This is a genomic window from Parasphingorhabdus sp. (assembly GCF_041748495.1).
GTDB lineage: Bacteria > Pseudomonadota > Alphaproteobacteria > Sphingomonadales > Sphingomonadaceae > Parasphingorhabdus.
In genome coordinates, this window is record NZ_JBGTDD010000080.1 from 19,082 (window position 1) to 32,835 (window position 13,754).

Sequence of the window (13,754 nt, forward strand, 5' to 3'; positions counted from 1 at the left end):
ATGGTTAATGGCAACCTTAAATCTGCACGGCGACCCCCAACCGCTTCCACTACCGGCTTGCGACCGTTGTTCATCGGGCCGGGCCGAGTGCTCCGCCCAGCCCTAGAAGCGCGCGCGAATGCCTCCAAGCGCGAGGCGCGGAGCGCCGGGACGAGCGCCGGCCGGAGAGAATCCCGCATTATAGGTCACGTCGAACAGATTCTGCACGCTGCCAAATAGCGACAGATTGGGAAGCAGATCGACCTCCGCCGACAGGTCAACCAGCACGCGGTCGTCGATCCGGTCGGACAGCGCGATCGGCCCGCTCCCGGCGGTGGCGCGCGCCTTGCCAACCCAGCCCAGCGTCGCATTCAACCGGGCGCCTTCCACAACCAGCCCCGCATTCACCGTCATCTGATGGCGCGGAATATAAGGCAGCTGGTCGCCGGCGGTCACCGTGCCCCAGGGCCCATAGTCGCTCGCGAAGCTTGTCTTGAACTCCGCATCGGTGAATGTGTAAGCCAGCGACACCGGAAGCTCAAAGCCGTCCGCGGCAATGCTACCGAGCGTGCGGCTGGCCGATATTTCGACACCTTTGACGTCGACCTTGCCGCCGGCGAACTGGTCTCCGATATTGCAGTCGCCGCCGGTGGAGGCGGTGCAGATACCGATCAGATTGCCATAATCGTTGAAGAAACCGATGATTTCCGCCCGCCAGCCATTGGAACCGAGCTTCAGGCCCGCCTCATAATTCCACGAGGTCTCGGAATCGACGGTCGAGCCCGGACCCGGGCTGGAGAAACCGCGATGGGCGCCCGCTATCAGGCGCACTTCGTCGGCCACCCGCCATGTGGCGGAAATGCCGGGAATGAAGACGTCGACAGTGGATTCGTCGACGCTGGTCACGGTCACGCGGTCCGGATCGCTCGTCGCCCACCGCGTCTGCCGGAGGTCGATTGTCTCATAGCGCAGGCCCGGCACGAGCGTCAGCGGCCCGGCCTCGATCGTGTCGCGAATGAAGAACGCCCACGCCTTGGCATCGCCAAGGCGATTGTCCTGGCTTCCCGGTGCGCCCGCCGAAGTCAGGATCATGCGACCATCAACCATTTGGTAGCGGTCGTCCTGCTGAAAGCGGTCTTCTTCATCCTCATGGTAGCGCGCCGAGAGTTCAAGCGCGTGACTCACACCGCCGGTGCTGAAATTTGCAGACAATACGCTTTGCACCCCGGTAGCCTGGTAGATGCGGTTGTTATTGCGCACGCGCAGCGCGCCCGGACGACCGGTAAAACCGTCTGCGCCGATCAGATCTGCCATCTGCACGGGATTGGCATCGGGATTTTCAAGGATGCTGCTGATCGACACCCAGCCGGTGTTGGTCGTGTTGCGCACGTCGTTGAGCTTGTACCAGGCACGCGCCGTGTCGGTGCGATAGGCGATCGTCGTCAGATTGACGTCGGGCGAGATGTCGAAACGATGGCTGAGCTGGTACGTCTTGTGCTTCGCGTTCATCTGGTCGACCTGACTGCCATTGTAGCGCCGATAGGGCGTGGCCGCAAAGTCGGCGAGCGTGAGGCCGAGATAGGTCTCGTTGCTGGTCTCGTCGTAATTCTGATATTTAAACTCGAGCGCGTGACGGCCGTCGGTGGAGCGCAGCCCGAGCTTCACCGTCCAGTCGGTGATCTCGAAGCCGGTATTGCCGCCGATGTCGAGCTGCTTGAAACCGTCCGAATGCTCGTACAGGCCTTCGGCGAGTGCGCCGATCTCCAGTCCGCCCCCGAGCGGCGCCCAGCCACCGGCCCAGCCATGCGCACGCCGGCCGTCATAATTGCCCGCAAGCAGTTCGGCCTTGCCGGAGAGCGTTCCCGCATCGACGTCAGGAATCGGGGTCGAAAAGAGGTTGAGCGCGCCGCCTACTGTCATCGGACCATATTTGATCGCGGCCGGACCCTTGGCGACCTCAACGCCCGCAATGCGCGCCATGCGCGGGAAATAATAAGCGGCGGGCGCCGAATAAGGGGCAGGCGCGATCAGCACGCCATCTTCCATCAGCGCGATGCGGGCGCTGCGGTCGGTACCCGAGCCGCGAATGCCGATATTGGGGCGTAGGCCGAAGCCATCCTCTTCCTGCAGATAGACGCCCGGCACCTGTCGCAGGACGCGATTGACATCATTATAGGAAAAAAGGTCAAGATCTTCGCTATCCAGCCGCTGCACCGAACCGCCAACGTCAAGCGTGTCGGCCTTGTTGGCCGTAACCACGATGGCATCGATGACCCGGCCGTTTCCGGCCTCTGCCGCTTCTGCCGCGTCTGCTGCTTCTGCCGTTTCGGCGAAAAGCGGTGCGCACCACAATCCTGCGACGGCCAAAGCCAAACAACTGGAACCTGCTTTTCTGCGAATCATTCTTAACACCCCATTTGATTTGAGTAGGGCGATAATGATAATCAGAACTATTCGCAATAACAAATTGGCAGGAGTCGAACCTCTCTCGTCATGCAAACTTGCGGCAGCATCCGGAACGGCCATAAGCAATCTCCCTCACTGGAGACTGACAAAGCTCGGGATGACCAATGTCGGTGAGTCAAAAGCAGCGCAATAATGCAAGGACCGTACGCCGAAATTCTCAATATTCTGAACGCACCGTGATCTCTGGAGATGCGATGCTCACGCTAGCGCCTGGGGACCGTCACTCCACCGGCTCGCCCACCAGATCCCCCGGCAGCATCGGCTCGCTCAACAGCCGCTCCATCGCTTTCCAGCGCCACAGCGGTGCATCGCCCTGCGCCTCGATCCAGTCGCGGACCATGTCCATGCCGAGGCCATAGTTGATCACATAGCTGCGATATTGCTCGTTGAAATCGGTCATCTGCGCCGCGCGCTCGGCTGAGACCAGCTGATATTTCTGATTGAGCGCGATCGCTTCATCTCGCGTAATCTCACCGTCAAGATAATGCTGGGCAATCGTCATCCGCGCGCCGGTCAGCGCCTGCTTGGCAATTTGCAGCGCCCAATAGGCCGCCGCCGTGTCAGGATCGAGCCCGGCCAGCGGGTAGAGCACATCGCGCTCATATTCCAGCCGTTCCTCGCCACCGAACGCCAGCTCGATGCCATAGTTGGCCGACCCCTCGGCGATCAGGCTTTGCGGCGAATAGAGCGGATAGACGGAAAATTCCTGCCAGCCACGCCCCTTGGTCAGGTTCCGCTCGAGCAGCATATTATAGACATGATGGCCGGGATAGCCCTCGTGGCAGCCCAGATCGACGGCGCGGCCGATGAAGATCGGCAGGTCGGTGTTGATCTGGATCAGGCTCTGATAATTGCCCTGATAATAATTATAGCCGCTCCAGCTTTTGCCGGTGACAAATTCCATCCGGAAATTCTCGCCCTCGGGCAGATCGAAATATTGCTCGGTGCGCGCCTTGCATTCGGCGATGGCGGTGTCGAACACGGTCTGCAGCCGGTCCGTGGGAATGATATAATTTTTTTCGAAAGCCGCGACCCGTCCACTCAGCGGCCCGTCGCCGGGGACGATATTTTCAATCTCCTCGAGCACCGGATCAAATTCTTCCAGCGGCCTGAGCTCCGGCGTCACCCCGAACAGACCAAAGGCTTCCTTGGCAAAGGCAAAGACTTCGCCCTGAATCATCGCATGGCGGGTTATCGCGGCTTCCAGCTGCGCCGACAGGAAGCGCTTGCGCGCCTCGACCAGCGGATCTTCGCTGGCCGACAGCGCGTCGAGTCGCTGCATCAGCGCGACGATTGCATTGCCGAGCTGGCGCATGTCGCGCGGATCGGATTTTGCCGCATCGGCCCATTCGGGCGGGCCGTAATAGGCATCGACATAGCCGGCTTCCTGCTCGCCCAGCGCCAGCGTCAGCTTCACATAATCGGTGGCGATCAAGTCCAGTTCCTGCGATGCACTCGACACGGTTGGAGCGGCGACCGATGGCACCGCCAGTGGGTCAGCGATTGCGGTACAGGCAGACAGAGCGAGACAGGCCGCGAGCCCGATGCTTTTCATCGGCTAACTTTCAGCTTTTCCGATATGCTGTCGCCCGATCGTTCCACTTTGTCGTCAGCCATAAGGGCGCCTTTGGTCGGAATTTCCATTTCGCCAAGCCATGCGCAGGCTCAAGGGAAAAATCAAGGCTTGATCCACGGACTTTGGCCCGCAACGCCGCGTCGATCGGATCTAGGCGGCCATCAGATCGCGAACCTCAGCGGCGATGCTATAGCTTTTCTCGCGCGCCGCCGAATCGAAGATCGATCCGGAAATGATCAGCTCGTCGGCGCCGGTCCGTTCGACAAAGCGCTCGACCCCCTGCTTCACCTTATCGGCAGATCCCACCGCGCTGCCATGCATGATCTGCTCGAGCATCGACTGGAATTGCGGTGGCAAGCTTTCCCGATAGCCTTCGACCGGCGGCGGCATCTTTCCCGGATTGCCCGTGCGCAAGGCGACAAAACTCTGCAACATAGAGCTCGAGAGATATTCTGCTTCCGCATCATTGTCGGCGGCAAATATATTGAATCCGCACATCACATAAGGCGCGTCCAGCTGGTGGGACGGTTTGAAATCGCGACGGTAGATCGCAAGCGCCTCATCCAGCATCTGCGGCGCAAAATGCGATGCAAAAGCATAAGGCAGGCCCAGCGCCGCCGCCAGCTGCGCGCCGAACAGGCTGCTGCCAAGGATATAGAGCGGGATATTGGTCCCCTGCCCCGGCGTCGCCTGGACACCCAGTCGCTCATCGCCGGCCAGAAACGCCTGCAGTTCGAGCACATCGCGCGGAAACTCGTTGGCATCGCTGTTCAGGTTGCGCCGCAATGCCTGGGCGGTCCGCTGGTCCGATCCGGGTGCCCGGCCAAGCCCCAGATCAACCCGTCCCGGAAACAGCGCTTCCAGCGTCCCGAACTGCTCGGCAATCACCATCGGCGCATGATTGGGCAGCATGATCCCGCCGGCCCCAATCCGGATCGACTTGGTGCCGTGGCCGATATGGCTCAGAGCCACCGCAGTCGCGGCGCTGGCAATGCCTTCCATGCCATGATGTTCTGCCATCCAGAACCGCTCGTAGCCCAGCGCCTCGCCATGCTGCGCCAGCGCCAGCGAGCGATCGAGAGCGGCCTTCACATCGCTTCCCTCCGGAACAGGCGACAGGTCGAGGATTGAAAATTTTACTGCCTTGGTCATTGTCCGTTCCTTTGCCCCAGCTGTCCGGCAACCTTGATCGCATAGCCGCTGGGCACTTTGCGAAAGCCAAGCGTGGGCAGTAGCAGGGTCCAGGCGCGGTCGCTACCCGACAGGAACAGCCGCGCCGTATAAAAACCATTGCCTTCCAGTTTCAGCGTCAGTTGCTCCATGCCGGACCCGCTTTGCAGCGGCAGCACCAGCACGCCGTCCTGACATTCGGCCTTGCCGAGCAGGCCCTGTTTCAGGTTCAGCCCCGGGATATTGGCGTCCAGGGACACCCGCACCTGACCAGTAGCCGACTGGCAGCGGCCACCGGCAAAGACGATGCTGACGTCCTGCAGGTCGATCGCCGACGCTGGCAGCGGAGCCAGTTCGCTGCCCAGACTCAGCAATGTGGTCACATCCTGCACCAGCAGGCTGTTCCCGGACTTGCCCACCGTGGCGACCAGACCGCGATCACCGCCCGCCGGCGGCCGTTCCAGATCCATCAGCACCCGCCCGGTCAGCAGCGGCAGAAACCGCACCCCGGCGTCCAGATCGCCGAGCGGAAACGGCCCGAGCTGTGCCCCCTCGATCCGTCCGTTCCAGACCGATCCGCTGATCGCCTTGGCCGAAAAACGCGTGTCGTCCAGCCCCGCCATGCCCACCGCCAGCCGCAGCGGCAGCAGGAACAGAGCCACGACGATCACGGCCAGAATGATCAATATATAGGTCAATGCGCGGGGCACCTGCTTTCCTTCGGATCAGAGCTCGGGGACAAATTGATCAAAATACGCGAAAATGGCGTCCTCTTCGCGGCTCGCGGCATTGCGCCATTTCGGAGCCGACCGGCGGTTGAGCAGCACACCATCTGCGGACAGCACCAGCACCGTCGGCGTCCCTTTGATCCTCTCGATGCCAAAACGCCGGGCGATATCGAGATTGCGGTCCCGGTAGCCGACATCGACATAGGTCAGCTCATATTTCGCTTCCAGCATCCTGGCAAAGCGCGGTTGTTCGAACCAGCCAGCGAGGCCGCGACTATCGTGGCACCAGTCAGCACCCAGCACCAGGAGGACGTTCTTGCCGGTGAGGACAGCCTCGGCGAGCGCCGCGTCAACCGCCGCCGTAGCACTCTCCTCCGCGTCAAACGGCCGCGCCTCCGGATGCTCAGCTCGAGCCGGATCGGCCAGCAAAGGGGGCGACGGTGCGACGACAGCCAAAACCAGCAGAAACAGAAACCGCATCAAGCGTCGATCAACCGCGCAAATGGGTTTCGAAGAAAGCCAGCGTTCGCTTCCAGGACAGCGTCGCCGCTTCCTCGTCGTAACGCGGCGTCGTGTCATTGTGGAAGCCATGGTTCACGTCCGGATAGAAATGGACGCTATATTCCTTCTGATGCTCGGACAAAGCCGCTTCATAGGCCGGCCAGCCCGCGTTGATCCGCTCGTCATTGCCGGCATGATGGATCATCAGCGGCGCTTCGATCGCCGGAACATCGGCGGCCTCCGGCTGGCGGCCATAATAAGGCACCGAGGCGGCCAGATCGGGATAGGCGACCGCCAGCGCGTTGCACACGCCGCCGCCATAGCAGAAACCGACCGTGCCGACCTTGCCGGTCGAGCCTTCATGATCGCGCAGAAATTCAAAGGCGGCGAAGAAATCTTCCATCAGCTTCGCACCATCAAGCGTGGCCTGCATCGTCCGCCCCTGATCATCATTGCCGGGATAGCCGCCGAGCGGTGACAGGCCGTCGGGCGCCAGCGCCAGATAGCCGGCCTTGGCCACCCGCCGCGCGACATCCTCGATATAGGGATTGAGGCCGCGGTTCTCGTGGATCACCAGCACCGCAGGCAGCTTGCCGGTCGCATCGGCCGGCTTCGCCATCAGCGCCTTGATGCTCCCATGGCCTTCGTCGCTCTGATAGCTGATCCATTCGGAGCTGATCGCCGGATCGTCCGGCTCGACCTGCGCCGCCCAGGCATAATCGGGCTGCAGCTGGTCCAGAATCATCGCCCCGGTCACCCCGGCGGCGGCAAATGCCCCCGCCTGCCGGATGAAGTCCCGCTTCGAGATCAACCCGTGCACATAGCCGTCGAATATCTCGAGAATGTGGGGATGAAAGTCGCTCGCCCGCTTGCGCCCGTTCGCCTTCATTCCGCTGCCTCCATCGCCAGGTCCGCCGCGTCGATCTCCGCTGCCTTCGCCTCGACCAACCTGACGATATGATCGACCATATCCTCGTCTGCGACATGATGGTCGGTGACGCCGGAGAGATAGACCATATGCTTACCCTTGCCGCCGCCGGTAATGCCTATATCGGTCTCCCGCGCCTCGCCCGGCCCGTTGACAACGCAGCCGAGCACGGACAGCGACAAAGGCGTACGGATATGCTGCAGCCGCTCTTCCAGCTTCTGCACCGTGCGAATCACGTCAAAGCCCTGCCGCGCGCAGCTCGGGCAGCTGACCACCCGGACGCCGCGCGTCCTGAGGCCCAGCGCCTTCAGCATGTCATAGCCGACCCGCACTTCCTCTTCCGGTTCCGCCGACAGGCTGACCCGGATCGTGTCGCCAATCCCGGCCCAGAGCAGATTGCCGATGCCGATCGAACTTTTCACCGTGCCGCCGATGAGGCCGCCAGCCTCGGTAATGCCAACGTGCAGCGGACAGTCGACCGCGTCGGCCAGCTGCATATAGGCGGCGACGGCGAGGAACACGTCCGATGCCTTAACCGCTACCTTATATTCATGAAAATCATGGTCCTGCAAAATCTTGATATGGTCAAGCGCACTCTCGACCAGCGCCTCGGGACAGGGCTCGCCATATTTTTCGAGCAGATCCTTCTCCAGGCTGCCGGCATTCACCCCGATCCGGATCGCGCAGCCATTGGCCTTGGCCGCGTCGATCACTTCGCGCACCCGCGCCGACGAACCGATATTGCCCGGATTGATCCGCAGACAGGCCGCGCCCGCTTCTGCCGCCTCGATCCCGCGCTTATAGTGGAAATGGATATCCGCCACGATCGGCACATTGCTCGCCCGCACGATCTGCTTGAGCGCTGTGGTGCTCTCGACATCGGGACAGGAGACGCGGATGATGTCCACGCCCGCTTCCTCGCAGCGGCGGATCTGGTCGATCGTCGCCTTCGCGTCGGAGGTCAGCGTGTTGGTCATCGTCTGCACCGTGATCGGCGCGTCGCCGCCGACCGGCACATCGCCGACCATGATCTGGCGGCATTTGCGCCGCTCGATATCGCGCCAGGGACGAAGAGAGGGGTTTTCTGAGGTCATAGGTTGAAACCTGCGGGTCTGTTTCTCATAATAATCCATATAGCGGGTTCACTGCTGCGGTGCGAGGGGCGATTGCCTCAGGCGCAAAAAAAGACATCTGTCCAAAGGAAATTGATATGGCAACCATCATCATCACCGGCGCGAATCGCGGCCTGGGTCTCGAAATGGCGAAACAATATGCCGCCGATGGCTGGAACGTGATCGGTACGGCGCGGGAGCCCGAAAAGGCCGACGCGCTCAACGCGATCGACGCGGTCACGGTGCTGCCACTCGACGCGGCGGAAGACGCCAGCATCGAAACATTCGCCAAGGATCTGGGCGACCAGCCGGTCGACCTGTTGATCAACAATGCCGGAATATACGGCCCGTCCGAATTTGACCGCAAGGACTGGCTCGACCTGTTCAGCATCAATGTGATCGGGCCGGTCAGGCTGGCCACCGCGCTGAAGGACAATGTCGCCCGATCGGCGGACGGCAAGATGGTGGTAATTTCCAGCCAGGTCGGCAGCATCGCCGAAAATGACAGCGGCAGCATGATCTATTACCGGACCAGCAAGGCGGCGGTGAATCAGGCGTGGACCTGCCTGGCGAAACAATGGCAGGACGACGGCCTGACCCTGGCCATGCTGCACCCCGGCTGGGTACAGACCGACATGGGCGGCGAGGATGCCGATCTCACCCCGCAGGAAAGCGTCGAAGGCATGCGCGGGGTGATCGGCGGACTGACCCATGACCAGAATGGCAAATTCTACGACTATAGCGGCCGCGAAATTCCCTGGTAGAGAAGCGGCTTGCGGCACCTTCTCGAGGCTTCTAGACCGGTAAAAAACAGGAGCGCCCCGATGATCAGATCTACCCTTGCCGCGATCACCATGCTGTGCTGGGCCGGCACAGCAATAGCCCAGACCGCTGAGCAAAGCGAAGAAAGCCGCTGGTCGATCGCCATCCACGGCGGGGCGGGCACGATAGAACGCGACAAGATCACGCCGGAAAAAGACACGGAAATCCGGGCGGCGCTGGACCAGGCCCTGGCCATTGGCTCGCAAATCCTGAAGGACGGCGGCAGCGCCATGGACGCGATCACCGCCACGATCATCGCGATGGAAAATGATCCCAATTTCAATGCCGGCAAGGGCGCGGTCTTCACCTGGGACAAGACCAACGAGCTCGACAGCAGCATCATGGACGGCAGCGACCTGTCGGCCGGCGCCGTCGCCGGGATCAGCGGCACCAAAAACCCGATCCTGCTGGCCCGCGCGGTCAAGGACCATAGCCCGCATGTCATGCTCTCGGGCGAAGGCGCCAACCAGTTCAGCCGCGAACAGGGTCTGGAGCAGGTGCCGCCTGACTATTACGCAACCCCCTACCGGCTCAAGCAGATCGACGACCTGCTCGCCAAACAGGTCAGCGCCGCCGATGTCGATTATAAATATGGCACAGTCGGAGCCGTCGCCATGGATAAAAATGGCCATATGGCGGCTGGCACCTCGACCGGCGGCATGACCGGCAAGCGCTGGGGGCGGATCGGCGATAGTCCGGTCATCGGCGCCGGCACCTATGCCGACGACCGCAGCTGCGCGATTTCAGCGACCGGATCGGGCGAATATTTCATCCGCCTCGGCGTCGCTCACGAAATCTGCACGCGATTAAAAATGGCGACCAAACCCGAAGGAATCGAATGCCCGTCGCAATCCGAGGACGTAATTTCATTTTGCACGGCGCGCCGCGTCCTGTCCGACGAGGAAATCCAGCAGATTGCCGATGACGTGATCGCCGAACTCGGCACACTGGGCGGCGACGGCGGCATCATCTACGCCACCCCGTGGGGCCAGGCTGGCTACAGTTTCAACACCCCGGGCATGTACCGCGGCCGCGCGACCAGCGCGGGCGAGAACAGCGTCGCGATTTACGGCGATGAACAGTGAGGCGGATAGCGAGCCACAACATGGAGATTCTGGCGCATTAAGTTTCTGGCTTCTACATTCGCCATGAGCGCAAAATCGCCGCCGCTGCGCCGCGCGCCTCACCCTGGACCAGTTTGCCCCCAATGCTCGATTGGCACCGCGATTGTCGAAGCCCCTACGGCGGCGGCAAAGATTATATTTGACTAGCGGGCTCTCGGTTGCGACAATTCAGCCAGCGCGCGTCGGCTCGATGCGCCTTTCCAGGACGGTTCGAAGATGCCGTCCCCCCTGCAGAAAGGACAAATATGCAGAATGCAAAGCAAGGTGATACAGTCGTAATCGACTATTCCGTTCGTACAGGCGATGGCACCGTCGTCGGCGACACCAAAGAGACCGGCCCCCAGGCAATCAAGCTCGGCGATGGCGCAATTTTCCCGCAGGTTGAACAAAGGCTTGCCGACATGAAAGTCGGCGACCAGGAGACGGTCGCGATCGAAAGTGACAAGGCCTTCGGTGCCCGGCGCGAAGAAATGGTCATCGACATTCCCAGGCAGAATCTGCCAGCCGACGCCGATCCGCAGCCCGGCATGGCGCTTCAGGCGCAGCAGCCGGACGGCTCTGCTGTCACGCTTTACGTGGTGGCGGTGGACGAGCAAAGCGTGAAAGCCGACGGCAACCACCCGCTCGCCGGCGAAGATCTGTCCTTCGACGTGACCCTTCGCGAAATACAGGACGCTGCCTGAAACCTGAAGGACGGTTCGGATCGGCCAGGTCGGCCGGCCGAATCGTCCGATTTACGTCCACAATCGGTCATTCGGCAGTTTCCCAATAAGCGCTAAAAGTGGACCAGCCGCTAGCGGGCCAGATGCCGACGTTAGCGCCGGTTGTATCTGATGTCAGCTATGAGCGCAGAAGCGCACGTTTGTTGCACTGGCTTCAAACAAATTGCTCACCCGCTGACAATGCGCACTGGAACATCCAAGATGCCATGCACAAACGAATTGGCGGAACGCACAACATCCGCGGAAATTTCCACACGCATTTTGCGTTTAGCCATTTCCTGCAGCAAAACCTGTATCTGCAATTCGGCGAGCCGCGCTCCAACGCAGCGATGTACGCCATAACCAAAGGAGAGATGCCGCCTTGCATTTTCCCGGTCTGCAATGAAGCGTTCAGCATTGGAGAATAGAGCTTCGTCGCGATTGGCAGAAATATACCACAGAACGACCTTGTCACCTCTGCGGAGCAGATGACCTCGAAACTCGGTATCCTCGGTCACTGTACGCCGCATATGTGCGACGGGCGTCTGCCAACGGATAATCTCACTAGCAGCATTTGGGATCAGGCTTTGATCGGCCATCACCCTGTCCCATTCATCCGGAAACTGATTGAAGGCCGGGATGATCGCGGACATGCTGTTGCGAGTTGTATCATTCCCACCAACGATGAGCAGCGCCATGTTGCCCAAAAACTCCCTGGCATCCATTTTCCCCAGCGCATCACTATGGATCATCATCGAGAGAAGATCTGGCGCGCGTTCGGCTTTGGTCCGCTGATCCCATAGCTTGTGGAATTCAGTGGCCATTTCGAACACCAGGCCCATGCGTTTTTCCGGCTCATTTTCCATCATTTCAAAAGAAGTGATGGCGTCGGACCAAATGATCAGCTTGTGTCGTTCTTCCCATGGATAATCAAACAGGGTGGCAAGCATATCAGTTGTAAGGTCGACGGAAACCAATTTCACCCAGTTAAACTCTTCGTCCCGCGGAAGGCGATCAAGAAGGGCTGAAGTGCGCTTGCCGATATCATCGGATAGCCGCGCTATTTCGGTGGGCGTGAAAGCCGGAGCAACGGTGCGGCGCTTGGCAGTGTGACGCGGCGGATCCATAGTTATGAACGAGTCCATTTCCCGTCCACCGCTGGCCGCCGAAGCATCTACTATTGAAATACCGCCAAGTTCAGCCTCGGAGGAAAATATCTTTGGCAACGCTTCGATCTCAATGATGTCCCGATGAGTGGTAATCGACCAATACGGCCCATATGGGCTATCTTTGCAATAATGGACGGGAGCCTCATGGCGCAAACGCTTCATAATAGCATGAATGCGTCCATCGACAAAATAGTCGCCGAGACTGGGATCGAGGTTTGACAGGCCTTCCTGCAGGACATCTGAAATTGGCGTTGCCATAAGATTTAATCTCCAAGATTGATCATTATGCGGTCGAGAAAACCATGTAGCGTTTCAACTTCAGTTTCCGAGAACCCGTCAAACATCTGTTCATATATTTCGTTGATCGTTTCGCGCAGTTCTGGAACCAATTGACGGGCCTTGTCGGTCGGAACAATCCGCCAGACTCTTCGATCACCGGACGCTTTCGTGCGTTCCAGCAATTGTTTGCGTTCGAGCGCATCAATTGCTTGACCAACGCTCGCTCGCTCCAGTTCAAGGCAACGGGCCAGTTCTGTTTGCGTCATGCCCTCTTCACGAAGGGCATAAGCGAGTAACCGCCATTGTGTCCTGCTTAGATCATTTCCATCCAGTGCGGTATCAATAGTCCGGCGAAGTAGTCTGGGGACATCTTCAAATCGAAAAGTGAGGGCGTCCAGTTGTGTTAGAAACACATCATAGGTTTGGCTTTTTACGATTTCCATAACGAAATATTAGCATTAACCATAAACAATGTAAAGTAACTTACAATATGTAAAAATACAATAATCTCCTGTTTGCGAAAAGATGACATGCCGGATGGCAGTACCCGCTTTTGCGATAAAACTGCCATTAGAGTATGCGCATCCTAATGTCCGGCTTCCACCGACGATCGGCCATTCAGCAGTTTTCCAATATGCACCAAAAGCGGACCAGCCGCTATCGCCCCATTTGCGGACGTTCCAGCAGCCAACGGCCGGTCTTAAAAACAGACCGGCAGGAGGTGGCCCGATTGCGGACGTTGTAGATATCGAGCACTAGTCAGGCGGGATTGGAGTTTGGTTATGGTCGGCAGGCGCTCAAATCAAATGTTGCGCGAAGACATGGAGCGGCGTTTTTATCGCCTCGGTCAGTTTCTCGGAGGCTATTTACATGAGGACTGGCCAAAGCTTTACGGAACACCAGAAATCGCTCTTGGAAAAGCAATGGAAGAGTCTCCCATCGAATTGCGTCAGCAGGCTCGACGAGAGTTAACACGTGTCCTTGCAGAGTTCGAGGAAGACAAAAAACTCCGAGAAGTTCTCAATTCGGGATTGGGCGTCAATGTGTTCTTCAAGAAGCCTAGGGTCAGGACCTATTAAATGGCTTGCATGATGCGTTGAGATTTGATTCAATGGCGGCATCAGGAGGTGCCGCTTGTGGATGATCTGTTTTTGCTGAGTGAGGCGCAGATGCGCCGGATTGAGCCATATTTCCCGCTA

At 59.5% G+C, this 13,754-nt stretch carries 13 protein-coding genes; 4 read left to right on the plus strand and 9 right to left on the minus strand.

The features are described from left to right. Positions 1 to 102 precede the first annotated feature (102 nt). From ACEW8J_RS06505 to ispG, 7 genes are all read right to left on the minus strand, one after another. Positions 103 to 2,382, minus strand: coding sequence for a TonB-dependent receptor family protein (locus ACEW8J_RS06505; protein WP_373490829.1), 2,280 nt, complete (start codon positions 2,380 to 2,382; stop codon positions 103 to 105). Positions 2,383 to 2,665: 283 nt separating this feature from the next. Next, on the minus strand, positions 2,666 to 4,000 hold the full coding sequence (locus tag ACEW8J_RS06510) for a hypothetical protein (RefSeq protein ID WP_373490830.1): 1,335 nt from the start codon (positions 3,998 to 4,000) through the stop codon (positions 2,666 to 2,668). Positions 4,001 to 4,171: 171 nt separating this feature from the next. Beyond that, positions 4,172 to 5,173, minus strand: a complete 1,002-nt coding sequence (locus ACEW8J_RS06515) for an LLM class flavin-dependent oxidoreductase (protein WP_373490831.1) — start codon at positions 5,171 to 5,173, stop codon at positions 4,172 to 4,174. Then, positions 5,170 to 5,901, minus strand: coding sequence for a type II secretion system protein N (gspN, locus tag ACEW8J_RS06520; RefSeq protein WP_373490832.1), 732 nt, complete (start codon positions 5,899 to 5,901; stop codon positions 5,170 to 5,172). Before gspN ends, ACEW8J_RS06515 begins: the two co-directional genes overlap by 4 nt. Before the next feature lie 15 nt (positions 5,902 to 5,916). Next, positions 5,917 to 6,399, minus strand: a complete 483-nt coding sequence (locus ACEW8J_RS06525; RefSeq protein WP_373490833.1) for a thioredoxin family protein — start codon at positions 6,397 to 6,399, stop codon at positions 5,917 to 5,919. 10 nt (positions 6,400 to 6,409) lie between these two features. Beyond that, positions 6,410 to 7,309, minus strand: a complete 900-nt coding sequence (gene yghX, locus ACEW8J_RS06530) for a YghX family hydrolase (RefSeq protein ID WP_373490834.1) — start codon at positions 7,307 to 7,309, stop codon at positions 6,410 to 6,412. Beyond that, complete coding sequence (ispG, locus tag ACEW8J_RS06535; protein WP_373490835.1) at positions 7,306 to 8,442, minus strand: flavodoxin-dependent (E)-4-hydroxy-3-methylbut-2-enyl-diphosphate synthase; 1,137 nt, start codon at positions 8,440 to 8,442, stop codon at positions 7,306 to 7,308. The genes yghX and ispG overlap by 4 nt, the downstream gene beginning before the upstream one ends. 116 nt (positions 8,443 to 8,558) lie before the next feature. On the opposite strand from ispG, the gene ACEW8J_RS06540 reads away from it, so the two are divergent. The 3 genes from ACEW8J_RS06540 to ACEW8J_RS06550 all read left to right on the plus strand — a co-directional run bounded on the left by ACEW8J_RS06540 (position 8,559) and on the right by ACEW8J_RS06550 (position 11,089). Continuing rightward, positions 8,559 to 9,224 carry an SDR family oxidoreductase gene (locus ACEW8J_RS06540; RefSeq protein ID WP_373490836.1) on the plus strand — a complete coding sequence of 222 codons (666 nt, stop codon included), beginning with the start codon at positions 8,559 to 8,561 and terminating at the stop codon, positions 9,222 to 9,224. Positions 9,225 to 9,284: 60 nt separating this feature from the next. Beyond that, entirely contained in the window at positions 9,285 to 10,367 is a 1,083-nt protein-coding gene (locus ACEW8J_RS06545) for an isoaspartyl peptidase/L-asparaginase family protein (RefSeq protein WP_373490837.1), read from the plus strand. A 284-nt stretch (positions 10,368 to 10,651) separates the two neighbouring features. After that, complete coding sequence (locus ACEW8J_RS06550) at positions 10,652 to 11,089, plus strand: peptidylprolyl isomerase (RefSeq protein ID WP_373490838.1); 438 nt, start codon at positions 10,652 to 10,654, stop codon at positions 11,087 to 11,089. Between the two features lie 206 nt (positions 11,090 to 11,295). On the opposite strand, the gene ACEW8J_RS06555 is transcribed toward ACEW8J_RS06550, so the two are convergent. Beyond that, on the minus strand, positions 11,296 to 12,534 hold the full coding sequence (locus ACEW8J_RS06555; RefSeq protein WP_373490839.1) for a cytochrome P450: 1,239 nt from the start codon (positions 12,532 to 12,534) through the stop codon (positions 11,296 to 11,298). 5 nt (positions 12,535 to 12,539) lie between these two features. Then, on the minus strand, positions 12,540 to 12,998 hold the full coding sequence (locus tag ACEW8J_RS06560) for a MarR family winged helix-turn-helix transcriptional regulator (protein ID WP_373490840.1): 459 nt from the start codon (positions 12,996 to 12,998) through the stop codon (positions 12,540 to 12,542). 339 nt (positions 12,999 to 13,337) lie between these two features. Here ACEW8J_RS06560 and ACEW8J_RS06565 point away from each other — a divergent pair, with 339 nt between their 5' ends. Then, positions 13,338 to 13,634: a contact-dependent growth inhibition system immunity protein gene (locus tag ACEW8J_RS06565; protein WP_373490841.1), complete on the plus strand. Its 297-nt coding sequence runs from the start codon at positions 13,338 to 13,340 to the stop codon at positions 13,632 to 13,634. The last annotated feature ends 120 nt before the right edge of the window (positions 13,635 to 13,754 follow it).